At 65.2% G+C, this 23,274-nt stretch carries 22 protein-coding genes and 1 pseudogene; 15 read left to right on the top strand and 8 right to left on the bottom strand.

The features are described from left to right. Positions 1 to 63: 63 nt before the first annotated feature. The 4 genes from HFRIS_RS22825 (at position 64) to nth (ending at position 4,269) form a co-directional block, all read left to right on the top strand. Positions 64 to 1,137 (top strand): NAD(P)/FAD-dependent oxidoreductase, encoded by a 1,074-nt coding sequence (locus HFRIS_RS22825; protein WP_006465385.1) that lies wholly within the window; start codon positions 64 to 66, stop codon positions 1,135 to 1,137. A 312-nt stretch (positions 1,138 to 1,449) separates the two neighbouring features. Further along, positions 1,450 to 2,685 carry a polyhydroxyalkanoate depolymerase gene (locus HFRIS_RS22820; protein ID WP_006465384.1) on the top strand — a complete coding sequence of 412 codons (1,236 nt, stop codon included), beginning with the start codon at positions 1,450 to 1,452 and terminating at the stop codon, positions 2,683 to 2,685. A 193-nt stretch (positions 2,686 to 2,878) separates the two neighbouring features. After that, a complete protein-coding gene (gene rsxB, locus HFRIS_RS22815) occupies positions 2,879 to 3,622 on the top strand; it encodes an electron transport complex subunit RsxB (RefSeq protein ID WP_006465383.1) in 744 nt (247 codons plus the stop codon). Continuing rightward, a complete protein-coding gene (gene nth, locus HFRIS_RS22810; protein WP_006465382.1) occupies positions 3,619 to 4,269 on the top strand; it encodes an endonuclease III in 651 nt (216 codons plus the stop codon). The genes rsxB and nth overlap by 4 nt, the downstream gene beginning before the upstream one ends. 47 nt (positions 4,270 to 4,316) lie before the next feature. Here nth and HFRIS_RS22805 read toward each other — a convergent pair whose 3' ends face one another. Further along, positions 4,317 to 5,471, bottom strand: a complete 1,155-nt coding sequence (locus HFRIS_RS22805; protein ID WP_209443042.1) for a branched-chain amino acid ABC transporter substrate-binding protein — start codon at positions 5,469 to 5,471, stop codon at positions 4,317 to 4,319. A gap of 345 nt (positions 5,472 to 5,816) precedes the next feature. Between HFRIS_RS22805 and HFRIS_RS22800 the strand changes: the two genes are divergently transcribed. Next, positions 5,817 to 6,248 carry a DUF1841 family protein gene (locus tag HFRIS_RS22800; RefSeq protein ID WP_006465380.1) on the top strand — a complete coding sequence of 144 codons (432 nt, stop codon included), beginning with the start codon at positions 5,817 to 5,819 and terminating at the stop codon, positions 6,246 to 6,248. 16 nt (positions 6,249 to 6,264) lie between these two features. Here the strand turns inward: HFRIS_RS22800 and HFRIS_RS22795 are convergent, their stop codons facing one another. The 5 genes from HFRIS_RS22795 to HFRIS_RS22775 all read right to left on the bottom strand — a co-directional run bounded on the left by HFRIS_RS22795 (position 6,265) and on the right by HFRIS_RS22775 (position 10,560). Continuing rightward, entirely contained in the window at positions 6,265 to 6,957 is a 693-nt protein-coding gene (locus tag HFRIS_RS22795) for a nucleotidyl transferase AbiEii/AbiGii toxin family protein (RefSeq protein WP_006465379.1), read from the bottom strand. After that, a complete protein-coding gene (locus HFRIS_RS22790; RefSeq protein ID WP_006465378.1) occupies positions 6,950 to 7,186 on the bottom strand; it encodes a hypothetical protein in 237 nt (78 codons plus the stop codon). The genes HFRIS_RS22795 and HFRIS_RS22790 overlap by 8 nt, the downstream gene beginning before the upstream one ends. Positions 7,187 to 7,267: 81 nt before the next feature. After that, complete coding sequence (locus HFRIS_RS22785) at positions 7,268 to 7,621, bottom strand: c-type cytochrome (RefSeq protein WP_006465377.1); 354 nt, start codon at positions 7,619 to 7,621, stop codon at positions 7,268 to 7,270. A 14-nt stretch (positions 7,622 to 7,635) separates the two neighbouring features. Beyond that, the gene (locus HFRIS_RS22780) at positions 7,636 to 7,956 is read right to left on the bottom strand and encodes a c-type cytochrome (RefSeq protein WP_039877055.1); all 321 of its coding nucleotides are present in this window, start codon (positions 7,954 to 7,956) and stop codon (positions 7,636 to 7,638) included. Between the two features lie 366 nt (positions 7,957 to 8,322). Continuing rightward, positions 8,323 to 10,560 carry a site-specific recombinase gene (locus HFRIS_RS22775; RefSeq protein WP_006465375.1) on the bottom strand — a complete coding sequence of 746 codons (2,238 nt, stop codon included), beginning with the start codon at positions 10,558 to 10,560 and terminating at the stop codon, positions 8,323 to 8,325. Between the two features lie 237 nt (positions 10,561 to 10,797). Here HFRIS_RS22775 and HFRIS_RS22770 point away from each other — a divergent pair, with 237 nt between their 5' ends. The 3 genes from HFRIS_RS22770 to HFRIS_RS22760 are packed head-to-tail and all read left to right on the top strand — an operon-like array spanning position 10,798 to position 13,507. Beyond that, on the top strand, positions 10,798 to 11,679 hold the full coding sequence (locus tag HFRIS_RS22770) for an AAA family ATPase (protein WP_006465374.1): 882 nt from the start codon (positions 10,798 to 10,800) through the stop codon (positions 11,677 to 11,679). Between the two features lie 58 nt (positions 11,680 to 11,737). Continuing rightward, the gene (locus HFRIS_RS22765) at positions 11,738 to 12,325 is read left to right on the top strand and encodes a GNAT family N-acetyltransferase (RefSeq protein ID WP_006465373.1); all 588 of its coding nucleotides are present in this window, start codon (positions 11,738 to 11,740) and stop codon (positions 12,323 to 12,325) included. Positions 12,326 to 12,337: 12 nt separating this feature from the next. Then, positions 12,338 to 13,507 (top strand): vWA domain-containing protein, encoded by a 1,170-nt coding sequence (locus HFRIS_RS22760; RefSeq protein ID WP_006465372.1) that lies wholly within the window; start codon positions 12,338 to 12,340, stop codon positions 13,505 to 13,507. Between the two features lie 22 nt (positions 13,508 to 13,529). Here the strand turns inward: HFRIS_RS22760 and HFRIS_RS22755 are convergent, their stop codons facing one another. After that, positions 13,530 to 13,736 (bottom strand): heavy-metal-associated domain-containing protein, encoded by a 207-nt coding sequence (locus HFRIS_RS22755; protein WP_006465371.1) that lies wholly within the window; start codon positions 13,734 to 13,736, stop codon positions 13,530 to 13,532. Positions 13,737 to 13,900: 164 nt separating this feature from the next. Here HFRIS_RS22755 and HFRIS_RS22750 point away from each other — a divergent pair, with 164 nt between their 5' ends. The 4 genes from HFRIS_RS22750 to HFRIS_RS22735 all read left to right on the top strand — a co-directional run bounded on the left by HFRIS_RS22750 (position 13,901) and on the right by HFRIS_RS22735 (position 18,614). Continuing rightward, the gene (locus HFRIS_RS22750) at positions 13,901 to 16,174 is read left to right on the top strand and encodes a heavy metal translocating P-type ATPase (protein ID WP_006465370.1); all 2,274 of its coding nucleotides are present in this window, start codon (positions 13,901 to 13,903) and stop codon (positions 16,172 to 16,174) included. Further along, on the top strand, positions 16,171 to 16,593 hold the full coding sequence (gene cueR, locus HFRIS_RS22745; protein ID WP_006465369.1) for a Cu(I)-responsive transcriptional regulator: 423 nt from the start codon (positions 16,171 to 16,173) through the stop codon (positions 16,591 to 16,593). Before HFRIS_RS22750 ends, cueR begins: the two co-directional genes overlap by 4 nt. Beyond that, positions 16,590 to 17,561, top strand: coding sequence for a Gfo/Idh/MocA family protein (locus tag HFRIS_RS22740; protein WP_006465368.1), 972 nt, complete (start codon positions 16,590 to 16,592; stop codon positions 17,559 to 17,561). The genes cueR and HFRIS_RS22740 overlap by 4 nt, the downstream gene beginning before the upstream one ends. Positions 17,562 to 17,711: 150 nt before the next feature. Next, a complete protein-coding gene (locus tag HFRIS_RS22735) occupies positions 17,712 to 18,614 on the top strand; it encodes an alpha/beta fold hydrolase (protein WP_006465367.1) in 903 nt (300 codons plus the stop codon). A gap of 9 nt (positions 18,615 to 18,623) precedes the next feature. Here the strand turns inward: HFRIS_RS22735 and cadR are convergent, their stop codons facing one another. Further along, the gene (gene cadR, locus HFRIS_RS22730; protein ID WP_006465366.1) at positions 18,624 to 19,076 is read right to left on the bottom strand and encodes a Cd(II)/Pb(II)-responsive transcriptional regulator; all 453 of its coding nucleotides are present in this window, start codon (positions 19,074 to 19,076) and stop codon (positions 18,624 to 18,626) included. A gap of 80 nt (positions 19,077 to 19,156) precedes the next feature. Here cadR and HFRIS_RS22725 point away from each other — a divergent pair. The 3 genes and pseudogenes from HFRIS_RS22725 to HFRIS_RS22715 form a co-directional block, all read left to right on the top strand. Then, positions 19,157 to 21,447: pseudogene (locus HFRIS_RS22725) on the top strand (heavy metal translocating P-type ATPase). 36 nt (positions 21,448 to 21,483) lie between these two features. After that, positions 21,484 to 21,924, top strand: a complete 441-nt coding sequence (locus tag HFRIS_RS22720; protein ID WP_006465365.1) for a hypothetical protein — start codon at positions 21,484 to 21,486, stop codon at positions 21,922 to 21,924. A gap of 102 nt (positions 21,925 to 22,026) precedes the next feature. Next, on the top strand, positions 22,027 to 23,274 hold a 1,248-nt coding region (locus tag HFRIS_RS22715; RefSeq protein WP_006465364.1), incomplete at its 3' end, for a TolC family protein.

The following is a 23,274-nucleotide window of genomic DNA, read 5'->3' as shown; positions in this document are numbered from 1 at the left end:
CGCAACGCGCAAGTGCGAAAAGCCTCTCTACTGATCTACTGAAACAGGAATATCAAGAAAATCATGGAAAACAATGTCCAGAGCGCGGCAGTCAACGGCGTCATCGATGCCGATGCCGTCATCATCGGCGCCGGCCCGGTCGGCCTGTTCCAGGTGTTCGAACTCGGCCTCTTGGAAATCAAGGCGCACGTGATCGATTCGCTGCCCGTCGTCGGCGGCCAGTGCGTGGAGCTCTACCCGGACAAGCCCATCTATGACATCCCGGCCGTGCCGGTCTGCACCGGCCAGGAACTGACCGACAACCTGTTGAAGCAGATCGAGCCCTTCTCGCCCACCTTCCACCTGGGCCAGGAAGTGACCCTGGTCAACAAGCGCGAAGATGGCCGTTTCGACGTCGAGACCTCCACCGGCACCCGCTTCATCACCAAGACCATCTTCATCGCCGCTGGCGTGGGCTCGTTCCAGCCGCGTACCCTGAAGGTCGAGGGCATCGAGCAGTTCGAAGGCTCGCAGGTGTTCTACCGCGTCAAGGAACCGGCCCTGTTCGAAGGCAAGAACATCGTCATCTGCGGCGGCGGCGACTCTGCCCTAGACTGGGCGCTGAACTTCGTGGGCAAGGCCGAATCGGTGATCCTGCTGCACCGTCGCGAGGAATTCCGCGCCGCGCCGGCGTCGGTGGCCAAGATGAAGGAACTGTGCGAACAGTACGAGATGCAGCTGGTGATCGGCCAGGTCACCGGCACCGAGATCAAGGACGGCAAGCTGGCCGAGGTCAAGGTCACCGGCGCCGACGGCGTCACCCGCCGCCTGCCGCTGGACATGCTGCTGGTCTTCTTCGGCCTCTCGCCCAAGCTTGGCCCGATCGCCGAGTGGGGCCTGGATATCGAGCGCAAGCAACTGAAGGTGGTCGATACCGAGAAGTTCGAGACCAATATCCCGGGCATCTTCGCCGTGGGTGACATCAACACCTATCCGGGCAAGAAGAAGCTGATCCTGTCGGGCTTCCACGAAGCCGCGCTGGCCGCCTTCGGCGCTGCGCCCTACATCTTCCCGGAAAAGAAGATCCACATGCAGTACACCACCACCTCGCCCAAGCTGCACAAGATCCTGGGCGTGGAAAGCCCGGTCTTCGACTGAGGCTGCACTGCCCGCACCAAGGCAGCCGCGCTGCCACCAAAGCCCCCGTCCCAGTACGGGGGCTTTTTGTTTCTGCAAAGTTTTGCAGGAACTTGTGGACTGCAAGCCACTGGTCTGACCAGCAAGCAGGGCGTAAGGCAAAGCGTGCTATGCTACTGCGTCGCAACAAGGAAAAAGTTGACAAATTAATCACAATATGAATTTGTCAGCCGATGATCGTCGCCAAACGTTTGTGGCACATGCTTGCTGCGCACCTGGTCCGGGCTATCCGCCTGGCAGGCAGGCCAGCCAGTGCTTGTATAAAGGTCAGCTATGCTTTATCAACTGCATGAACTCAATCGCGCGTTTCTGAACCCGATGATGCAATGGGCCGAAACCTCGGCCAAACTCTTCTCGGACCCGGTTTCCCCGCTCGCCCACACCCCCTTCTCGCAGCGCATCGCCGCCGGCTATGAGCTGCTCTATCGCCTGTCCAAGGAATACGAAAAGCCGCAGTTCAACATCGGCGAAGTGCCGGTCGATGGCAAGCCCACCGGCATCGTCGAGGAAGTGGTGGAGGAAAAACCCTTCGCCCGCCTGATCCACTTCAAGAAGGATCTCAACGCGCGCCAGATTGCCGCCCTCAAGCAGCCGACCGTGCTGGTGGTGGCGCCACTGTCCGGCCACCACTCCACCCTGCTGCGCGAAACCGTGCGCGCCCTGCTGCAGGAACATGACGTTTTCATCACCGACTGGACCGATGCCCGCATGGTGCCGGTCGAACAGGGCGAATTCCACCTGCATGACTACGTCTACTACGTGCAGGACTTCATCCGCACCCTGGGTCCGGACGTGCACGTGATCTCGGTCTGCCAGCCGACGGTGCCGGTGCTGGCCGCCATCGCGCTGATGGCCAGCGCCAACGATCCCAAGCTGCCCAGGAGCATGACCATGATGGGCGGCCCCATCGATGCCCGCAAGTCGCCCACCTCGGTGAACGACCTGGCCACCGAAAAGCCCTTCTCCTGGTTCGAGAACACGGTGATCTACAGCGTCCCGGCCAACTATCCCGGCTTCGGTCGCAAGGTCTACCCGGGCTTCCTGCAGCACGCCGGCTTCGTGGCCATGAACCCGCGCCGCCATGCCCAGAGCCACTGGGATTTCTACATGCACCTGCGCGATGGCGACGATGCCTCGGCCGAGGAACACCGCAAGTTCTACGACGAGTACAACGCCGTGCTGGACATGCCGGCCGAGTTCTACCTGGAAACCATCAAGGTGGTGTTCCAGGACTTCAACCTGGCCCGTGGCACCTGGGAAATCGAAGGCAAGCCGGTGCGCCCGCAGGACATCAAGTCGGTCGCCCTCTTCACCATCGAAGGCGAACTGGATGACATCTCCGGCTCCGGCCAGACCCAGGCCGCGCAGGAACTGTGCAGCAGCATCCCCAAGGCTCGCAAGCAGCACTTCACCGTGCCCAAGGCAGGCCACTACGGCATCTTCTCGGGCCGCCGCTGGCGCGAGATCGTCTGTCCCAAGATCGGCGAATTCATCCGCGCCAATGCCTGATCGGCGCTGGCACGACTGATCCGCCACTCCCCTCGGAACGGCGCCCGTGAAAACGCGGCGCCGTTCTGCTTTGCGCTGGCGGCATGACTTCGGCGCGGTTTGGCCGGATAATAGCGCCCTTATTCTGCAGAACTGCCCGACCGACGTGCCGCCATCCGCCTCCTTCTCGTCCCCTTTGTCCCCTTTGTCTACGTTGGCAACTTCGTCAGCCTCGCTGGCCGACCGTATCGAAGACCTGCTGCCGCAGACCCAGTGCACCAAGTGCGGCTATCCCGCCTGCCGCCCCTATGCCGAAGCCATCGCCGAAGGCCGTGCCGAGTACAACCAGTGCCCGCCCGGTGGTGCCGAAGGGGTGGCGCGACTGGCGCAGTTGCTGGGCCGGCCGGTGATCCCGCTCAATCCCGTCCATGGCAGCGAACAGCCACGTCGCCTGGCCGTGATCGATGAACAGGTCTGTATCGGCTGCACCCTGTGCATCCAGGCCTGCCCGGTGGATGCCATTGCCGGCGCGGCCAAGCAGATGCATACCGTGATCGATGCCCTGTGCACCGGTTGTGACCTGTGCGTGGCGCCTTGCCCGGTGGATTGCATCAGCATGGTGGAGGTCACGCCCGGCCGCACCGGCTGGCAGGCCTGGAGCCAGCAGCAGGCCGACGAAGCCCGTGCCCGTCACGACTGGCGCACGACGCGTCTGCGTCGCGACAAGCTGGAAAACGATGCCCGCCTGGCCGCCAAGGCCGCCGCCAAATTGAAGGAAGTGGAAGCCGCTGCCGCCGGCACGCCCGAAGAGCAGGCCGAACTGGCCCGCAAGAAGGCCATCATCCAGGCCGCCATGGAACGTGCGCGGCAAAAGAAGCTGCAGGCGGCACAAGACAGTCAAGACAGCCAAGGCACGCCAGCCCCGCCGACCAACCCGACCGACAGCGAGCCAGCATGAACCCGACCAAACGCCGCGAGATCTTCGAACGTCTGCGCCAGGCCAATCCCACCCCGACCACCGAGCTGGAATACACCACCCCGTTCGAACTGCTGATCGCCGTGCTGCTCTCGGCCCAGGCCACCGACGTCTCGGTCAACAAGGCCACCCGCAAGCTCTACCCGGTGGCCAATACGCCCGAGGCGATCTTCAGGATGGGCGTGGACCAGCTCATGCCCTATATCCAGACCATTGGCCTGTATCGCACCAAGGCCAAGAACGTCATCGAGACCTGCCGCATCCTGATCGAACAGCACGGCGGCGAGGTGCCGGAATCGCGCGAGGCGCTGGAAGCCCTGCCGGGAGTCGGCCGCAAGACCGCCAACGTGGTCCTGAACACGGCCTTCGGCCATCCCACCATTGCGGTGGATACGCATATCTTCCGGGTCTCCAACCGCACCGGCCTCGCCCCGGGCAAGGATGTGGACGAGGTCGAACGCAAGCTCATCAAGTTCGTCGCCCCGGAATTCCGCCAGGATGCGCACCACTGGCTGATCCTGCATGGCCGCTATACCTGCATTGCGCGCAAGCCCCAGTGCTGGAACTGCATCATCGCCGACCTGTGTGAATTCAAGCAGAAGACGCCACTTCCGGCCAAGGGCGTATGAGGCTCTGAAGCTCCGGACTGGCGACTGGCCGATCCGACGCGGACACTTCAGCGCGGCAGTCCGCTGAAGCGCTCCACCGGCACCCAGCGCTGATCCTTCACTTCATACATGGTAAAGGTGGGGTTGAGCAGGTCACCCTCCTCATTGAACGCAACCGTGCCGCTGACACCCTCGAAGCGCAGGCGATGCATGGCCCGGGCCACCAGCTCCGGGTCACTGCTGCCGGCCTGGCGGATGCCCTGGATGATGGCCTGCGCCGCCTCATAGGCGAACACGGCATAGAGATCGATATTGGAATCGAAACTCTGGCTATAGCGCTGGCGGAAGCCCTTCCAACCCGGCATCTTGTCCTGCGGCGGACCCGGCTCCAGCACCAGCGCGCCATTGGCATCGGCGCCGGCACGCATCAGGAAGGGCAAGCCAACGGTACCGGCAGAGGCCATCAATCGGGCCTCCAGCTTGAGCCGGCGGATGGATTTGGCCAGGATGCCGGCCTGCCAGTCCAGACCGCCGAAGAAGATCAGGTCGGGCGCCTGCTTGCGCGCCTCCATCAATGGAGCATTGAAGTCCGAGGTCTTGTCGCTGACCGAATAGCGGCCCAGCACCCTCGCCCCCTGCGCCTCTGCCTGGCGGGCAAACTGCTCGGCCAGGCCCTGACCGAAGGGGGTACGGTCGTCGATGGTCACCACGGTTTTGACACCCAGCCTGGCGATCGCATAATCGGCCGCCAGCCGCCCCACGCTTTCATTGTTGGGAATGGTGCGGAAGATGCGCGGATAAGACAGGGAAGTCAGCTTGCGGCTCATCGCCGAAGGGGTGACCTGGATCACGCCGGCCGCATGATAGACGGGCGCGGCCACCAGGCTGGTACCGCTGGTCCAATGCCCGACCACGCCGATGACACGCTGCCCCACCAGATAGCGGGCCACGTATTCCGCCGTACCGGGATCGGCCCGGTCATCCTGGGAAACCAGCTTGAGCCGGTAGGATTTGCCGCCAATGCGCAGGCCGCGCTGGTTGGCTTCGTCTACCGCCAGTTGCACGCCGTTCTGCATGCTGCGGCCCACGGCCATGGAGGCCCCGCTCAGCGGACCGGCAAAACCGATGGCCAGGGTATCGCCCACGCTATCGGCCTCATCAGTCACCGCTGGCACGTCCCGCTTGGCAGGCGCTGCCCAGGCCGGCGTGCTCAATGCAGTCATCGCAGTCACCGCAGTCACCGCAGTCACAGCCATCGCGGCCACGGCGGCCCATGTCAGCAAGACAGCCGACCCGCGCCGCAGCCAGGACATCCCGTGGCGGGGAGGTCCCATCAGGCTTCCAACAAAACGCATGCACTATCCCTTCTCTCTGCCCGGCCTCACGCCCCCTGTCATCGCCACGCGGCGATGCGGCCAGGTTGGTCTTTGGATGGATTATTCAGATGCTTGTTGTGTGGAAAGAATAGTACTTCATCTGCGGCCGCTGCGGGGCCGCTCTGCAGGGGCCGCCTGAAAGCCCCGGCAGACCAGCGTAAAATAGCGCTTTTCACCGAATTGCGCACCGCCATGTTCACGCCGTCCCAGCACGATGTCCGCCGCTTCTTCTGCGAAGCCTATCGCAAGCACCAGGGCCATGAAATCCTCACGCCGCTGGAGGCCATCGCCCGCGACTGGATCATGCAGCATCCGGAATATCACGACGGCCTGCGCGACGTCGAGGCCGCCATCGCCGCCGATTACTCGGTCGAGCAGGGCCAGAGCAATCCCTTCCTGCACCTGTCGATGCACCTGTCGATCACGGAACAGATTTCCATCGACCAACCGCCCGGCATCCGCGCCGCCTTCCAGTTGCTGGCGCAGCGCCGTGGCTCGGAGCACGAGGCCCATCACGAAATCATGGAAGCCCTGGGTGAGATGATCTGGAACGCCCAACGCAATGGCCTGCCGCCGGACGGGGCCGCCTATATCGAGAATATCAAGCGGCGCGCCCAGGGGTGATTCCCTGCAGCCACGGTCATGAAAGTGAATCCGGCGACGAACTGCGCAGCAGGGCCGGAATGCGCTCCCTGAGTTCCGGGTCCATCTGCATCTTCTGCAGACAAAGTGCCAGATAAGCCGGATCGCTGACCAGTCCGATTGCCTTGTCATAAGCCACATCAACGCTCTGGCCGTAGGCCAGCCGGGCCTTGTCCCAGGCACCCTGCGGCACCGTTCCCCAGTGGGCGATCATCATGGCCAGATCGATGGCATCACGGCTGGCGACCGACTTGTCACCCCAACGGTCGGCATTGGCGAGCAACTTCTCGGCATACATGTCTTCCGGCGCCAGCACGGGGATGCCCCATTGCGGATGCATTGCTCCCGCGACATGGATGCGCCCCTCGCTGACGACTTCGAATTTCACCGGCACATCGTCGATCCGGATGAAGGTACGGATGCCATAGCGATCAGCGCGCACCTCGCGCATCAGCTCAAGCGGCGTACGCACCATCTGTCCCAGGGAAGCATTGGTAATGGTATTGCGCAAGGCGCGGTAGCCTTCCTGAGAACTGCAGAGAAAGTCGACATCCAGGGATTCGCGATATTCGTCCAGCGCCAGGACAATGGCCGTTCCACCACCGAAGAAACACCCACAGCTGAGCAGGAAATCACCATCCAGCGCTGCGAGCAAACCGGCGATGCGGCGATGATGCGCTCGCTTAAACATGCAGGACGCCGTGACCGTACTGGTGGATCAGGCGATCCAGCATGGCCCGCTCCGCAGGGGGCATGGCGTCCTGGTCGACGAACCTCCAGTTGCGTTCGTAAAGGTCGAACGCCTCCGCACCGGTGATCGCATCGCGAGGATCACGATTCCAGGCGATCAGACGGAGCTGGGGGAAGTCCCCGATGACGACGAGTTCGGCGGCGAAGTTCATGAATCGATTATGCATCATGAACTATTCCTTATCAAACCAGCAGGTCCATCGACCGGGCACCAGCCTGCCCCGGCCTGCCTGTGCGCCAGGATGCCCCGGTTATTTGCGCAACACCAGCGTCCCCGGCAGGCTGTGCAGGAAGGCCGCGATATCGGCGATATCCCGGTCCGACAGCGGCTTGGCCAGCGGCGACATGATGGCGTTGTTGCGGCCGTTCATGGCGCTGTCGCCGCGCCGGTAGGCGGTCAGGGCATGCTTGATGTAGTCCTCGTGCTGGCCGGCCAGCTTGGGATAGGCGGGGTCGGTGGGTGAGGTGTAGTCCTTGCCGTGGCAGGAGGCGCAATTGTACTTTTCCATCAGCGCGCGGCCGTTGGCGATATCGGCCGCGGTGGCGGCCTGCGACAGCAGCGTGGCAGCCGCCAGCAGTGCCAGAGCGATCAGCTTGTTGTTCATCTCGTGGCTCCCCTTCACTTCTGCTGCGAATAGTAGGCGGCCAGGTCGGCAATGTCCTGGTCCGACAGGCTGGCCGAAATGCCCATCATGGAGGGATGCTTGCGCTCTCCCTTCTGGTAGGCCCGCAGCGCGTTCTCGATGTACTTGGCAGACTGGCCGCCCAGCATCGGTACCTGATAGACCTCGGGGAAACTGGCTTTGTAGCCGGGGATGCCATGGCAACCGATGCACATGGAGACTTTGTTTTCAGCGGCCTTGGCATTGCCGACGATGTCCGCCGCAGACGCACTGCCGAGCATGCCGGTCAAGGCAAGAAACACGAGGTGTTTTTTCATGTGAGCTGGCTAAGATGATTGGACTTGCCATCCGTCCCGCACGTAACGGCTGCGCAACGGACACCCGACGAAACGCATCTTTTGCTACCAGCGGCAAACTTTATCGTACTTGTTAGATTGTGCTGGTCTTGCAGGTTTGGCTGTTCTGCTATGGCTCAACCGGTGTTTTGGCTCAAGCTTGTCTCTCCACTCCCCCTGCCTTGCGCAAAAAACGCTTTTGATTCTAACCAATAAAACCGGCAGCGTCATCCCTGCCCGCAGCACCGGCCGATCAGGCGCAACAGCCCGCCAGCTGCGGCCTGGCGGGCGGACGGGGTGTTATATGCGCTGCAATATCAGGGATATGGAATGTGGCTGATGTCAGCTTCAGGCGACATGACGACTGGCTTGATGATGCAGATCATCTGATTGAACAAGTGAAGCCTGGTGCGACTCCCCATCGGCTACACCGGCATCGTCTCCCTCATCGTCATCGTCATCCTGCTCGTCTTCGGCTTCATCTTGCAGCGCGGCATGTGAACGCTCGGGGAGAATGAAATACCACGGCCGGACGACGAAACGGCGCAACACTGCCCGCATGGCCACGTTGCGCGCACGGCGCGGCAGGTCACGCGAGCGCAGGGCCAGCGCCAGGGCGCAGGCGAAGGCCACCGCCACCGACAGCAGGGCGGTGATGGCCACACCCCCGGCGGCCAGCCAGAAGGCCGGCGTCATCAGGGATTCCCAGCCCAGGCTGAAGGCGGCGGCCGTCAGCGCCCCGGCCGCCAGGCTGACATGACGAATATCCAGCGGCAGGCTGAAGAAGGCCGCCACCACCGGCGCCATGCCCAGCAGCACGGCCAGCGCCAGGCTGCCGGCGATGGTGGCGACGTTGCGCTCCAGCCAGGCGGCACAGCGCTGGGCGCGCATGGCTCCCAGGCCATGCACCAGACGACGATGGTTGGATACCACCTCGCGCACCCGGCGCAGGGCAAACCAGTTGTCGGCAAAGCCGGCGGCCAGGCTGGCCAGCCACAGCAGTATCCCGGTCAGGGCGGCATACAGCGGCGTGGGGCCGACCAGTGACAGGCTGGCCAGGGTCTGGCGCGCTGTCTCCACCGGCATCGACTTGCCGCCCAGCGCAAACCAGCCCAGGGCGCACAGCGCGGCCGTGACCGGCACCACCGCCAGCAGGTTGCCGAAGATGCCGGCCGATTGCGAGCGCAACAGCTGGCCCGACTCCGCGATCAGCTCGCGCATGCCCTGCCCGTCCAGCTCGCCCATGCGCGAAGCCAGGGCCGGTGCGGTCACGGCCGGCTGGCGCGTAGCCAGCACGCCGCCCAGGGCGGCGATCAACAGGAAGCTGGCTGCGTAGTTCAGCGAGGCCAGTGCGCCATCCACGAAGTGCCCCACGCCCAGCGACGACAGGCTCGTCTTGACCAGGGCGGTCCCGGCGATCACGGCGCCGCCGATCAGACCGGCCCGCATCACCTTGCGATAGCCGGCACCGTCGCGGGCGATGGCCTGCTCGCGGTGATCGGCATTGCGCTCCACCATCTTGCGCGCCAGCAGCGCGAAACTGCGCCGCATCAGGCCGCGTACCGAATCACGATGGTGGTGCGCGGAAATCAGGTCGCACAGCAGCAACTGCATGCGGCCGGCGCCGGCCTTGGCCGCCAGGCCCGGCACAGCCGGACTGATGGCCGGACCGGGTACGCCGGAGCGCACGTCGATCAGGCGCCCGATGCGTTGCAGGTGGGCGCGCATGCGCTCGACCCGGTACACCAGGCTGACCGAGACGCCATATTCATCCAGGTGGGCATAGATGCGGTCGGTCTGGGCGTGGCACACCGCCACCAGCATGCGCACGCTGCGCAGCGCGCCCAGGTCGCCCGGCTGCGCCCGCAGCCAGGTCTCCATCTCGCGCCGCAGCGCCAGGAAGGGCGTGGCGCGCATCGGCATCTTGGGCTCCAGGCGCTGGCGGAAGGCCGGGCTGATGCCATCGGCCACCACCGTCATGGTGAGGTAGGTGATGGCCTCCTCGATCTGTTGCCAGTACATGTGCGAGATGCCGTCGTCGGCCATCAGTTTCCACAGGCGGACCAGCAGTTCATTGTCCAGCTCCACCAGCCAGGCGGCGTCCTCCGGATCGGGGAACATGGCCGTAAACAGCGAGGACAGGTCGGTCGGTGACAGATGGCGCGGCAGCACCAGGCGCGCTAGGCGCTCCGAGAGCTCGCCGAAGAAGCCGGGCTCGTGGGGCAGGCCGGTGGTAGAAAAGAGTTCGGGGCCGGTGGCTTCGCGCAGGGTCTTTTGCAGCGCCTTCTGGACCTCGCGCCGCACGTCGCGGTGCTGGTCCAGCCAGTCCAGCATGATCGCCAGCCGCTGGCGCCGCACCTTGTGCCAGCTCTGGCGGTCCAGCAGCGATACCGCCGGGCGATGGCGCAGCCACTCGGCCACGTCGATCATCCAGTTGGCGCGTTCATGCCAGCTCGCCGCGGCATCGATGCGTCGCATCAACACCTCCAGCTGGCGGCCGACATCCTGCCGGTCCATGTAACGCGCCTGCATGCCGTGGCGCATTCGTCTCCACACCACAAGCATCTTGAAGAACAGGAATTTCATGGGCAGTGAGCGCCGTGGGCGCTTCCATTTTGTTGCATGCGTGACCAGCTATATATGAATGATTTCACCAAATTCAAGCCCACTCGGGATGGCATGGGTTTTCCCTTATACTCGGAGAAACACGAAGAAACAGGTGGCGCCGCCTTTGCACTGCCGCTGCACCGCCGCATTTGCCAGACTCACAGACACGCAGACACCATACGCTTTGCCTCCAGCAACCTGACAAGGACCGCATCCATGCCAGATCATTCCGCATCTTCCCCCGCGCCTCAATCCGCGCGCTTCAACGGTAGCGAGAACTACGTCGCCACCGACGACCTCAAGCTGGCCGTCAATGCCGCCCTCACCCTGCAACGGCCCCTGCTGATCAAGGGCGAGCCCGGCACCGGCAAGACCATGCTGGCCGAGGAGGTGGCGGCCGCGCTCGGCCGGCCGCTGCTGCAGTGGCACATCAAATCGACCACGAAAGCCCAGCAGGGGCTGTATGAATATGACGCGGTATCGCGTCTGCGGGATTCGCAACTGGGCGACGAGCGCGTCAAGGATATTCACAACTACATCGTCAAAGGCGTCCTGTGGCAAGCCTTCACTTCCGAAGAGCCGGTGGTGCTGCTGATCGACGAAATCGACAAGGCCGACATCGAATTTCCCAATGACCTGCTGCGCGAAATCGACCGCATGGAGTTCTACGTCTACGAGACGCGTGAGCTGGTGAAGGCGCGGCACCGGCCGCTGGTGGTGATCACCTCCAACAACGAGAAGGAATTGCCGGACGCCTTCCTGCGCCGCTGCTTCTTCCACTACATCAAGTTCCCGGACAAGGCGACCATGCAGAGCATCGTCGATGTGCACTTCCCGCACATCAAACGTGAACTGCTGGCGCAGGCGCTGGAAGCCTTCTACCAGGTGCGGGACGTGCCCGGCATCAAGAAGAAGCCGTCGACCTCGGAGCTGATCGACTGGCTCAAGCTGCTCATGGCCGAGGACATCCCGCCCGAGGCCCTGCACAACCCGGACAACAAGGCCGTAGTGCCGCCGCTGCACGGCGCCCTGCTCAAGAACGAGCAGGATGTGCACCTGTTCGAAAGGCTGGTGTTCATGTCCCGTACCAATCGCTGAAGCGGTGAACCACCACTGAACCACTGCTGAGCACGCCCTACCCGCCCCAGGAGCCGTCATGCAATTTCTCTCGCCGATCACCTTGAAGGGCCAGTTCGCCACCGTCGAGCCACTGCATCCCGAGCATCACGATGCACTCATCGCGGCGGTCTCGGACGGCAAGCTGTGGAAGCTCTGGTACACGGCCATCCCCAAGCCGGAGACCATGCGCGCCGAAATCGAAAGACGCCTGCACCTGCAGCAGCAAGGCAGCATGCTGCCCTTCGTGATCCGCCGCAACGACACCGGCGCCCTGTGCGGGATGACCACCTACATGAACGCCGACGTCGCCAACCGGCGTGTGGAGATCGGCTCGACCTGGTATGCCGCCAGTGCCCAGCGCACCGGCATCAATACCGAGTGCAAGCTGATGATGCTGACCCATGCCTTCGAGGACATGCACTGCATCGCCGTCGAGTTCCGCACCCACTGGATGAACCAGCAATCGCGCGCAGCCATCGCCCGCCTGGGCGCCAAGCAGGATGGCATCCTGCGCAATCACCAGCGCATGCCGGACGGGTCCTATCGCGATACGGTGGTGTTTTCCATCATCGAATCGGAATGGCCGACGGTGCGCCGCCATCTGCAGTTCAAGCTGGGGCGCTGAGCCCGCCTACCCATGCTCATCGATTTCTTCTATACCGTGAAGCAGGCCGGGGTGCCGGCCTCGATCAAGGAATTCCTGACCCTGCTGGAAGCCATGGACCGCCAGGTGATCCATCCCTCCCTGGACGAGTTCTACTATCTGGCGCGGCTCACGCTGGTCAAGGACGAAGCCCACTTCGACAAGTTCGACCGCGCCTTCGGGGCTTACTTCAAGGGCGTGGAAACGATCTTTGAAAAGCGGCCCGACATCCCGCTGGAATGGCTGGTCAAGCAATTGCAGCGCGACCTGACCCCGGAGCAGAAGGCCGCCATCGAGAAGTTCGGCTACGACAAGCTGATGGATCGCCTGAAGCAATTGCTGGAAGAACAGAAGGAACGCCACGAAGGCGGCAGCAAGTGGATCGGCACCGGTGGCGTCTCCCCCTTCGGCCATGGCGGTTTCAACCCGGAAGGCATCCGCATCGGTGGCAAGGGGGGCCAGCGCAGCGCGGTGAAGGTATGGGAAGAACGCCAATACCAGGATTACGACGGCGAGCGCGAACTGGGTACGCGCAACATCAAGGTGGCGCTGCGCCGCCTGCGCCGCTTTGCCCGCGAGGGGCTGGAGGAAGAACTGGCGCTGGACGACACCATCCGCGCCACCGCCAGCAATGCCGGCTATCTCGACATCCGCATGCAGCCCGAGCGCAAGAACAAGATCAAGGTCTTGATGCTGTTCGACGTCGGCGGCTCCATGGACGACCACATCGCCCGCACCGAAGAGCTGTTCTCGGCCGCCCGTACCGAATTCAAGAACATGGAGTTCTTCTACTTCCACAACTGCGTCTATGACTACCTGTGGAAGAACAACCGGCGGCGCCATGCCGAACGTTTCCCGACCTGGGACGTGCTGCGCAAGTACACGCCGGACACCAAGCTCATCTTCGTGGGCGATGCCACCATGAGCCCCTACGAGATCGTGCAGCCGGGCGGCGCGGTGGAATACAACAACGCCGAAGCCGGCGCCGACTGGCTGCAGCGTTTCACGGCCGCCTTCCCGCACTTCGTCTGGTTGAATCCCGAGCCGGAAGGCCTATGGCAATACCGCCAGTCGATCGCGCTGATCCGCCAGCTGATGAACGAGCGCATGTTCCCGCTCACCATGGATGGGCTGGAGCGGGCGATGCGGCTGCTCAGCAAATGAAGGCAATGAAGAGAATGAAGGTTCAGGCCGCAACCGGGGTATAACCGGCTTCCTCGATCGCCTCGGCCAAGGACTGCGCCGGCAGGCTGCTGTCGATGACCACGCGCTTGTCGGCCACCGTGATATCGACCCGGGCATCGGCGTCCACGTCCTTGACGGCCTTGGTGATGACACCGGCGCAGTGGTTGCAGGTCATGTCGTTGACGGTAAAGGTGACGGGGGTGCTCATGGCATTTCCTTTCATGAAGTGATGGCAATGAGGGAAGCTTAAACCTTCCTACCGTGGCAAGGTCAAGCGCAAGAATTCACCATCCGTGCGAAAATCGGGCTTGACCTTACCATCATGGGAAGGATGAAGATGAAGGTATCCGATTCATCCTCCCGGAGTTCGCCATGAATGATTCCTCCACTGCCACGGCCGAGATCAGCCTCGATATCGAAGGTATGAGCTGCGCCTCGTGCGTGATGCGCGTCGAGAAGGCCCTGAAGAAAATCCCCGGCGTGACCGAGGTCAGCGTCAACCTGGCCACCGAACGCGCCAGCATCGCCACGGCCGACACGGTCCCGCCTGCCACCCTGATCGCCGCCATCGAAAAGGCCGGCTACCAGGCCCGCGAACATCTGCCCGAACAAGCTAGTACCCCGCCCACCGGCCATACCCTGCCCTCCTGGTGGCCGGTGGCGCTGGCGGCCGCGCTCTCGCTGCCGCTGGTGCTGCCCATGCTGCTGGCTCCCCTGGGCAGCAGCTGGAGCCTGCCGCCGCTGTGGCAATGGCTGCTGGCCACGCCCGTGCAGTTCTGGCTGGGCTGGCGCTTCTACCACGCCGGCTGGGGCGCGCTGCGCGCCCGCTCGGGCAATATGGACTTGCTGGTGGCGCTGGGGACCAGCGCCGCCTATGGCCTGTCGCTCTGGCAATGGTTGCGCATGCCGGCCATGGATGGCCATGCCATGGCGATGCCGCATCTCTACTTTGAAAGCTCGGCCGTGGTCATCACCCTGGTGTTGCTGGGCAAATGGCTGGAAGGTCGCGCCAAGCGCCAGACCGCCGACGCCATCGCCGCCCTCAATGCGCTGCGCCCGGACCGCGCCCGCGTACGCCGCCACGGGCAGGATGTCGAGGTGCCGCTGGCCCAGGTGAAGGTGGGCGACCTGGTGGTGCTGCGCGCCGGCGAGCGGGTGCCGGTAGACGGCGTGGTGCGCGAGGGTCGCAGCCATCTGGACGAAGCCATGCTCACCGGCGAGAGCCGGCCGCAAGCCAAGGAGGTCGGCGACACCCTGTCGGCCGGTGCCATCAATGCCGAAGGCGTGCTGGTGTTCGAAACCACCGCCGTCGGTGCCGAGACCGTGCTGGCGCGCATCGTGCGCATGGTGGAGCAGGCCCAGGCCGCCAAGGCGCCGATCCAGCGCCTGGTGGACAAGGTCAGCGCGGTCTTCGTGCCTGCCGTGCTGCTGCTGTCCCTGCTGACCTTCCTCGGCTGGGGCCTGGCTGCGGGCGACTGGGAACAGGCCCTGCTCAATGCGGTGGCGGTGATGGTGATCGCCTGCCCCTGCGCCCTGGGCCTGGCCACACCGACCGCCATCATGGCCGGTACCGGCGTGGCGGCGCGCCACGGCATCCTCATCAAGGATGCGCAGGCACTGGAAATCGCGCACCGGGTGGATGTGATCGCCTTCGACAAGACCGGCACCCTGACCCTGGGCCGGCCGCGCCTGACCGAACTGGAGGAAGGAGAAGGTGCCAGCCCGTCCGGCAAGGCAGGGCTGCTGGCCCTGGCCGCTGCCCTGCAGGCGCGCAGTGAACATCCGCTGGCCCGCGCGGTGCTGGACGCTGCAGCGGCGGAACCTGGCCTGGCGACGCTGCAGGCCAACGATGTGCGCAGTGTTGCCGGACTGGGTATCGAAGGCGAGGTCGAGGGGCGCACGCTGTATCTGGGCAGCAGCCGCTGGATGCAACAACTGCAGGCCTCGGCCCCGGCCTTGCAGGCGCGTGCGGCGCAGTTGCAGGCGCAGGGACGCACCTTGTCCTGGCTGGCGCAACGCGACGCGGAAGGCGTGACGGTGCTGGGCCTGCTGGCCTTCGGCGACCAGATCAAGCCCGGCGCCCGGCAGGCAATCGCCACCCTGCACGCGCTGGGCATCCGCACCGCCATGCTCAGCGGCGACAACCGGGGCGCCGCGCAACAGGTGGCCGATGCGCTGGGCATCCAGGATGTGCGCGCCGAAGTGCTGCCGGGTGACAAGGCCGCAGCGGTCACGGCCCTGCGCGAGAACGGCGCGCACGTGGTGGCGATGGTCGGCGACGGCATCAACGATGCGCCGGCGCTGGCCGCCGCCGACGTCGGCATCGCCATGTCCACCGGGACCGACGTGGCCATGCAGGCGGCCGGCGTGACGCTGATGCATGGCGACCCGGGACTCGCAGCGGACGCCATCGACATCTCCCGCCGCACCTACGGCAAGATCCGCCAGAACCTGTTCTGGGCCTTCATCTACAACCTGATCGGCATTCCGCTCGCGGCCTTCGGCCTGCTCAACCCCATGCTGGCGGGCGCGGCGATGGCCTTTTCCAGCGTCAGCGTGGTCAGCAATGCATTGCTGCTGCGTCGCTGGCGCCCGCATCCACAGGATGTGCCGCAAAACCTGAGCAACGAGGGAACACAGCCATGAATATCGGAGAAGCCGCCAGCGCCTCGGGCGTCTCGGCCAAGATGATCCGCCACTATGAAGAGACCGGCCTGATCCCGCGTGCCGGTCGCACCGACGCCGGTTACCGCGTCTATGGCGAACGCGACGTGCACCTGCTGCGCTTCATCCGGCAGGCACGCCAGCTGGGGTTTTCCATGGCCCAGGTGAGCGACCTGATCGGGCTCTGGCTGGATCAGTCGCGCTCCAGCCGCAAGGTCAAGCAACTGGCACAGACCCACATCGGCGAACTGGACCAGCGCATCCGCGAACTGCAGACCATGAAGGCCACGCTGGAACGCCTGGCCCAGGATTGCCATGGCGACAGCCGTCCCGACTGCCCCATCCTCGATGCCCTGGGCGGCCAGGGAGATTGCTGCGCCCGGCAGGGAACGCCGGCATGAAGGTGCTGCGCTGGGGCATCATCGGCTGCGGCGCCGTGACCGAGCGCAAGAGCGGCCCGGCCTACCAGCGCACACCCGGCTTCGCGCTGGCCGGCGTGATGCGACGGGATGGCGCGCTGGCGGCCGACTATGCGCACCGCCACGGTGTCGCGCGCTGGTTCGACGATGCAGATGCATTGATCCAGGCCCCCGATATCGACGCCGTCTACATCGCCACCCCGCCCGACAGCCACTGCCATTACGCTCTCAAGGTCGCCGCCGCCGGCAAGCCCTGCTGCGTGGAAAAGCCGATGGCCCCCAGCCATGCGCAATGCCTGGAAATGCTGGCTGCCTTCGAACGGGCACAGCAGCCCTTGTTCGTGGCCTATTACCGGCGCTCGCTGCCACGCTTCGAACAAGTGCGCCAATGGCTGGCCGAAGGCTGCATCGGCACTGCGCGCCACATCCACTGGCAACTGGCGCGCCCAGCGGGGCCGGACGACCTGCAGCGACGCTACCGCTGGCGCACCGACGCCCGCATCGCCCCGGGTGGCTATTTCGACGACCTCGGCAGTCACGGGCTGAACCTGTTTTCGTACTTCTTCGGCGACGTGACCGAGGTATCCGGCAGCGGCAGCAATCAGCAGGGCCTGTACAGCGCCTGCGATGCGGTGGCCGCAAGCTGGTGCTATCGCAGCGGCGTGACCGGCAGCGGCAGCTGGCATTTCGGCAGCTTCGAGCGCGCCGACCGGGTGGAGATCACGGGCAGCGCCGGCAAGATCGTTTTTTCGGTATTCGAGGAAGCGGCGCTGCAACTGCACACGGCCGATACCACGCTGCACCTGGAGATCGCCAACCCCGACCCGATCCAGCTGCATCACGTCAGCAACATGCAGCTTCACCTGGACGGCGGTACGCGCCATCCTTCCTGCGGCGACAGCGCCGCCCATACGGCGTGGATGATGGAAACCATCCTGCGGCCAAAATGACATAATGTCTGCGGCGTTGCCAACGGGGGGGACCGAAGGTGCCGCAGGCTGCGGGGATGATCGCGCTCGGACGCCACCCATCACTCAGCTATCACTCAGCCATCACTCAGCTATCACTCACCAGAACACAGAAGAGGGAGACTGCTTGCCATGCCCCAGACCAATCATCTGAGTTTCGTCGACACTGACCAGTTGCGCATCGGCTTCGAAGTCAGCGGCCCGCCCGACGCCCCGCCGGTGGTCTTGCTGCATGGCTGGCCGGACGACGTGCGGACCTGGGATGCCCTGCTGCGTCCGCTGCGTGCGGCCGGCTACCAGGTGATCCGCCCCTACCTGCGCGGCTACGGACCGACCCGCTTCCACGCCGACAGCACCCCGAGGAGCGGCCAGCTGGCCGCGCTGGGCAGTGACCTCATGGCCTTCGTCGACGCCCTCGGCCTGCAGCGTTACGCGCTCATCGGCCACGACTGGGGCGCCCGTGCCGCCTATATCGCTGCCTCGCAGACGCCCGAACGCATCAGCCACTGCATCGCCCTGTCAGTGGGCTGGGGGACCAACCGGCCGGACCAGAAACTGACGCTGCAGCAATCGCGTAACTACTGGTACCACTGGTATTTCGCCACTGACCGTGGCGCGGCCGAACTGCGCGAGGACCGTCGGGCCTTCACCCGCTTCATGTGGAATAGCTGGTCACCGTCGTGGAAGTTTGCCGAGAGCGAGTTCAACAATACCGCCGCCTCCTTCGACAATCCGGACTGGGTCGATATCTGCCTGCACTCCTACCGTCATCGCTGGGGCTTCGCCGAGGGTGACCCGACCTATGCCGCCCTGGAAGCCCGGCTGCAGGACACGCCGCGCATCATGGTGCCCACGCTGGTGCTGCATGGCGCCGAGGATGGCGCCAACGCCCCTGCTACCTCCGAGGGTCGGGACAAGTTCTTCGGCAAGGACTATCGGCGCGTGCTGATCCCGGGTGCCGGCCACTTCCCGCAGCGCGAACGACCGGACGAGGTCACCGAGGAAATCATGGCCTGGCTGGCACGCCCGGCCTGATCCACGGCCTCAGTGGCAGCCACCGCCGTGGCTGCCCAGATTGGCTGGCTTCGCCTCATCCGGCAGGCTGGCCAGCCCCTGCAGGATGCCGCAATCCCGCGCCGGCTGTTCCACTTCGCACTGGGCGCGCAACTGGTGCAGTTGCTCCTGCAGGGCCTGCAATTGCACGATGCGCTGTGCCACGTGGCCGATGTGCTTGTCCAGCAGGGCATTGACCTCGCCGCAGTTCTGCTCGGGCGCATCGCGCAGGCGCAGCAGTTCGCGCACCTCGTCCAGCGTCATGTCCAGCGAACGGCAATGGCGGATGAACTGCAGGCGTTCGACGTGCCGCTCACCGTAGAGCCGATAGTTCGACGATGAACGCGTCGGCTCGGGCAGCAAGGCCTCTTTCTCGTAATAACGGATGGTTTCCACCGGGCAATCGGCCTGGGCGGCCAGTTCGCCTATCTTGAGCGTATCCATGCGATCCTCGCTTGACCTTGTAGTTACTTCAGGGTTTTTAATATACCCCTGAAACCCGTTGGCTGCACAAGGAGCAAGGCATGACCGGAACCCATCACAAGCACGCGCATGACCACCAGCACGATCATCACGACCACGACCACCATCATGATCATGGGCAGCACCAGCACGCCCAGCCGCAAGCCTGCTGCGGCAGCCACGCCTGCGACAGCGCTGCAACGATGGCTGCACCGCGCAAGCTGGACGGCGCGACCGAGCAAGCCGTCTTCTTCATTCAGAAGATGGACTGCCCGACTGAAGAAAAACTGATCCGTGAACGCCTCGCCAACATGAAGGGTGTAGGTACGCTGGAATTCAACCTGATCCAGCGCGAACTGACGGTGCAACACCAGTTGCCCTCCATCGCGCCGCTGGTCTCGACCCTCAAGGCGCTGGACATGCTGCCGGCCGTGAAGTCCGATTCGCTGGATGCCGACGCCGGGGGCGACCTGCCCGACCAGGCGGCTGCCTACCGCATCCCTGCCCGGCGCTGGGCGCTGCTGGGCCTGGCCGGCGTGGCGGCGCTGGGCGCCGAGGTGCTGGCCTGGACCAGCGGCGACGAACGCTCGCTGCCGGTGATCGCGCGGGCTGGATCGCCCTGCGCAATTTCTCGCTGAACATGAATTTCCTGATGTCGCTGGCCGTCATCGGCGCCGCCGTGATCGGTCAGTGGCCGGAAGCGGCGGTGGTGATCGTGCTGTTCACCCTGGCCGAGATGATCGAGGCACTGTCACTGGACCGCGCCCGCAACGCCATCGCCGGGCTGATGGCGATGACCCCGGACATGGCCACCGTGCGCAGCGCCGATGGCAGCTGGAACAGCGTGCCGGCCGCCAGCGTGGCCGTGGACGCCATGGTGCGCGTGGCACCGGGCGAGCGCGTGCCGCTCGATGGCCTGCTGGTCAGCGGCAGCACCAGCATCAACCAGGCGCCGATCACCGGCGAGAGCCTCCCGGTGGCCAAGCAGGCGGGCGATCCGGTCTTCGCCGGCACCATCAATGAACAGGGCGCCTTCGAGATGCGGGTCAGCGCCGCCCAGGCCGACTCCACCCTCTCGCGCATCGTCAAGAGCGTGCAGCAGGCCCAGGGCCAGCGCGCCCCGACCCAGCGCTTCGTAGACAACTTCGCGCGCTACTACATCCCGGCCGTGGTGGTAATGGCGGTGCTGGTGGCCCTGCTGCCGCCCTTGCTGGCCGGCGCGCCCTTCCAGCCCTGGCTGTACAAGGCGCTGGTGCTGCTGGTCATCGCCTGCCCTTGCGCGCTGGTCATTTCCACGCCGGTGACCATCGTCAGCGGGCTGGCCTCGGCGGCCCGGCACGGCATCCTGATCAAGGGCGGGGTCTACCTGGAACAGGGCCGACGCCTGCGCGCCCTGGCGGTGGACAAGACCGGTACCCTGACCTTCGGCAAGCCGCGCCTGACCGACGTGGTCTCGCTGCAGGCGGGTGCCGACCAGCAGGCCCTGCTGCAACTGGCGGTGTCGCTGGCGGCACGCTCGGACCACCCGGTCTCGCGTGCCATCGCCGTGCAGGAGGAGAGGCAAGAGGATAGGCAGGCACTGGAGGTGCAGGACTTCGCCGCCCTGGCCGGACGCGGCGTGCAAGGCCGCATCGACGGGCAATTGCTGCACCTGGGCAATCACCGCCTGGTGCATGAACTGGGCCAGTGCAGCCCGGAACTGGAGGCGCGCCTGCAAGGCTTCGAAAAGCAGGGCAAGACCACCACCCTGCTCTGCCGCGACGGCCGCCCGGAACTGCTGATGGCGGTGGCCGACACGGTGCGCCCCAGCAGCCGCCAGGCGGTGAGTGAACTGCAGGCCATGGGTGTGCAGGTGGTCATGCTGACCGGGGACAACAGCCACACCGCCCAGGCAATTGCCGGGCAGACCGGCATCACCGATGTCCGTGGCGACCAGTTGCCGGAAGACAAGCTGCAGGCCATCGAGCAGTTGCGCCAGCGCCATGGCGAGCGCAGCGTGGGCATGGTCGGCGACGGCATCAACGATGCCCCGGCCCTGGCGCGCGCCGATATCGGCTTTGCCATGGGCGCCGCCGGTACCGACACCGCCCTGGAGACGGCCGATGTCGCCCTGATGGACGACGACCTGCGCAAGATCGCCGACTTCATCGGCCTCTCGCGCCAGGCCCATGCCGTACTGGTCCAGAACATCAGCATCGCCCTGGGCATCAAGGCGGTATTCCTGGTGCTGGCGCTGCTGGGGATGAGCTCGCTATGGATGGCCGTGTTCGCCGACATGGGCGCCAGCCTGATCGTGGTCTTCAACGGCCTGCGGCTGGTGCGCGGCTTGCGCCAGCGCAAACCGGCCGGTTGATCGGCGACCGGCACAGCGACTATACTGGCGCCCATGATGCTGCGCGCAAAAATCCTCCTGCTCTGGCTGCTGGCGTTGGCGATTCCCCTCCAGGGTTTCGCCGCCGTGCTGCAGGCCTGCGCGCCGGCGATGCAGCCGCAACATCAGGGTCAACACCACGCCGGTCAGGTAAGCGACACTGCCACGACCGCCGAAGCTGCCCCTGCCGACCAGGCTGCACAGCATCACGCCCACCATCACCCGATGGCGCAAACCCTGGCCGATAGCGATCCCGCGCCAGCCCCCTCGCATGGCACGCAGCACGCCAACGCCTCCTGCAGCTTCTGCGCCGCCTGCACGGTGGGCGCCATCCTGCCGCTGGCACTGGCTACCGTTCCCGCGCCCGATCTTCCCTCGCACGACTATCTCGTGCAGCCGGCTTCCGGCTTCGTCGGCTACCTGCCGGAAAACCCCGACCGTCCCCCTGCCCTCGCCTGATCCCGCCCCGCGCACGTCCGCGTGCGCATGAGCTCTGCCCCGTTACGTGTCGCATCCTGCATGCCGCACGACGGATGACGATCATCATCAGACGAGGATTTCATGATCCCCCATGTTTCACGCCCCTTGCGGGCAGTCGCCGTGGCCGCCTGTGCCATGCTGGCCGGCTGCGCGCAGCTCTCGCCCGACGCCGGTTTCGACCGGCTGGCACAGACCAGCACCGAGCGCCTGGGCCAGGCGCCTGCCTGGAACCGCACGCCCGAACAAGGCCAGGCCAGCCAGGACCGCGTCACCCGGCTCTTGCAGGCCGATGGCAGCGCTGGCCCCACGGCCACCCGACTGACCAGTGCCGATGACGCGGTACAGATCGCCCTGATCAACAACCCCGAACTGCAAGCCGCCTTCGCCGAACTGGGCGTGGCCGAGGCTGATCTGGTCCAGGCCGGGCGCCTGCCCAACCCCGGCTTTTCCTTTGCCCGCACCCATGCCGGCGACGACATCAAGATCGAGCGCAGCCTGTCGCTGGGCCTGATGCGCCTGCTGACCATGCCAGCCACCGCCCGCATCCAACAGCGCCGTTTCGAACAGGTCCGCCTGTCACTGGCAGCACGCGTGCTGGCGTTGGCCGCACAGACCCGGCAAGCCTATTACCAGGCAGTGGCCGCGCAGCAGGGCCTGACCTACCAGCAGCAGGTCGCCGATACGGCCGATGCCGCGCATGAACTGGCCGCGCAAATGGCCCGCCTGGGCAACATCAGCAAACTGGACGCCGCCCGCGAACAGTTCTTCTACGGCCAGGCGCAAGCCAGCCTGCAACAGGCCCAGCGCCTGGCCGCGCAGGACAAGGAAACCCTGGCCCGCCTGCTGGGCCTGGCGCCCGACTTCGCCCTGCCGGCGCAACTGCCGGCCCTGCCCGCGCAACTGGATGCCCTGGGCGACGTCGAGCAGCAGGCATTGCAACAGCGGCTCGACGTACAGGCCGCCCGCACCGAACTGGAAGGCCTGCAAGGATCGCTGGGCCTGACCCGCGCCACGCGCCTGGTGAACGTGCTGGACCTGGGCGCGCTGCGCACGTCCGAAAGCGGCAAGCCGCCCGAAATCGGCTACGAGATCTCCATCGAGATCCCGCTCTTCGACTGGGGCCAGGCCCGCGTCGCCAAGGCCGAGGCGATCTACCTGCAAGGCGCCCACAAGCTGGCCGGCGCCGTGTTGGACGCCCGCGCCCAGGCGCGCCTGGCCTGGCGCCAACGACAGGATGCCTACGCCCTGGCACGACGCTATCGCGACCAGCTACTGCCGCTACGCCAGCGCATCGCCGAAGAAAACCTGCTGCGTTACAACGGCATGCTG

This window comes from Herbaspirillum frisingense GSF30 (assembly GCF_000300975.2).
In the GTDB taxonomy this organism is placed as follows: Bacteria; Pseudomonadota; Gammaproteobacteria; order Burkholderiales; family Burkholderiaceae_D; genus Herbaspirillum; species Herbaspirillum frisingense.
This window is presented reverse-complemented; position numbering and strand designations above follow the sequence as displayed.

Bases quoted from the DNA above. Each gene is read 5' to 3' on its own strand.
- HFRIS_RS22825 (WP_006465385.1), top strand. From the start codon at position 64: ATGGAAAACAATGTCCAGAGCGCGGCAGTCAACGGCGTCATCGATGCC.
- HFRIS_RS22820 (WP_006465384.1), top strand. From the start codon at position 1,450: ATGCTTTATCAACTGCATGAACTCAATCGCGCGTTTCTGAACCCGATG.
- nth (WP_006465382.1), top strand. From the start codon at position 3,619: ATGAACCCGACCAAACGCCGCGAGATCTTCGAACGTCTGCGCCAGGCC.
- HFRIS_RS22805 (WP_209443042.1), bottom strand. From the start codon at position 5,471: ATGACTGCATTGAGCACGCCGGCCTGGGCAGCGCCTGCCAAGCGGGAC.
- HFRIS_RS22800 (WP_006465380.1), top strand. From the start codon at position 5,817: ATGTTCACGCCGTCCCAGCACGATGTCCGCCGCTTCTTCTGCGAAGCC.
- HFRIS_RS22795 (WP_006465379.1), bottom strand. From the start codon at position 6,957: ATGTTTAAGCGAGCGCATCATCGCCGCATCGCCGGTTTGCTCGCAGCG.
- HFRIS_RS22790 (WP_006465378.1), bottom strand. From the start codon at position 7,186: ATGATGCATAATCGATTCATGAACTTCGCCGCCGAACTCGTCGTCATC.
- HFRIS_RS22785 (WP_006465377.1), bottom strand. From the start codon at position 7,621: ATGAACAACAAGCTGATCGCTCTGGCACTGCTGGCGGCTGCCACGCTG.
- HFRIS_RS22780 (WP_039877055.1), bottom strand. From the start codon at position 7,956: ATGAAAAAACACCTCGTGTTTCTTGCCTTGACCGGCATGCTCGGCAGT.
- HFRIS_RS22775 (WP_006465375.1), bottom strand. From the start codon at position 10,560: ATGAAATTCCTGTTCTTCAAGATGCTTGTGGTGTGGAGACGAATGCGC.
- HFRIS_RS22770 (WP_006465374.1), top strand. From the start codon at position 10,798: ATGCCAGATCATTCCGCATCTTCCCCCGCGCCTCAATCCGCGCGCTTC.
- HFRIS_RS22765 (WP_006465373.1), top strand. From the start codon at position 11,738: ATGCAATTTCTCTCGCCGATCACCTTGAAGGGCCAGTTCGCCACCGTC.
- HFRIS_RS22760 (WP_006465372.1), top strand. From the start codon at position 12,338: ATGCTCATCGATTTCTTCTATACCGTGAAGCAGGCCGGGGTGCCGGCC.
- HFRIS_RS22755 (WP_006465371.1), bottom strand. From the start codon at position 13,736: ATGAGCACCCCCGTCACCTTTACCGTCAACGACATGACCTGCAACCAC.
- HFRIS_RS22750 (WP_006465370.1), top strand. From the start codon at position 13,901: ATGAATGATTCCTCCACTGCCACGGCCGAGATCAGCCTCGATATCGAA.
- cueR (WP_006465369.1), top strand. From the start codon at position 16,171: ATGAATATCGGAGAAGCCGCCAGCGCCTCGGGCGTCTCGGCCAAGATG.
- HFRIS_RS22740 (WP_006465368.1), top strand. From the start codon at position 16,590: ATGAAGGTGCTGCGCTGGGGCATCATCGGCTGCGGCGCCGTGACCGAG.
- HFRIS_RS22735 (WP_006465367.1), top strand. From the start codon at position 17,712: ATGCCCCAGACCAATCATCTGAGTTTCGTCGACACTGACCAGTTGCGC.
- cadR (WP_006465366.1), bottom strand. From the start codon at position 19,076: ATGGATACGCTCAAGATAGGCGAACTGGCCGCCCAGGCCGATTGCCCG.
- HFRIS_RS22720 (WP_006465365.1), top strand. From the start codon at position 21,484: ATGCTGCGCGCAAAAATCCTCCTGCTCTGGCTGCTGGCGTTGGCGATT.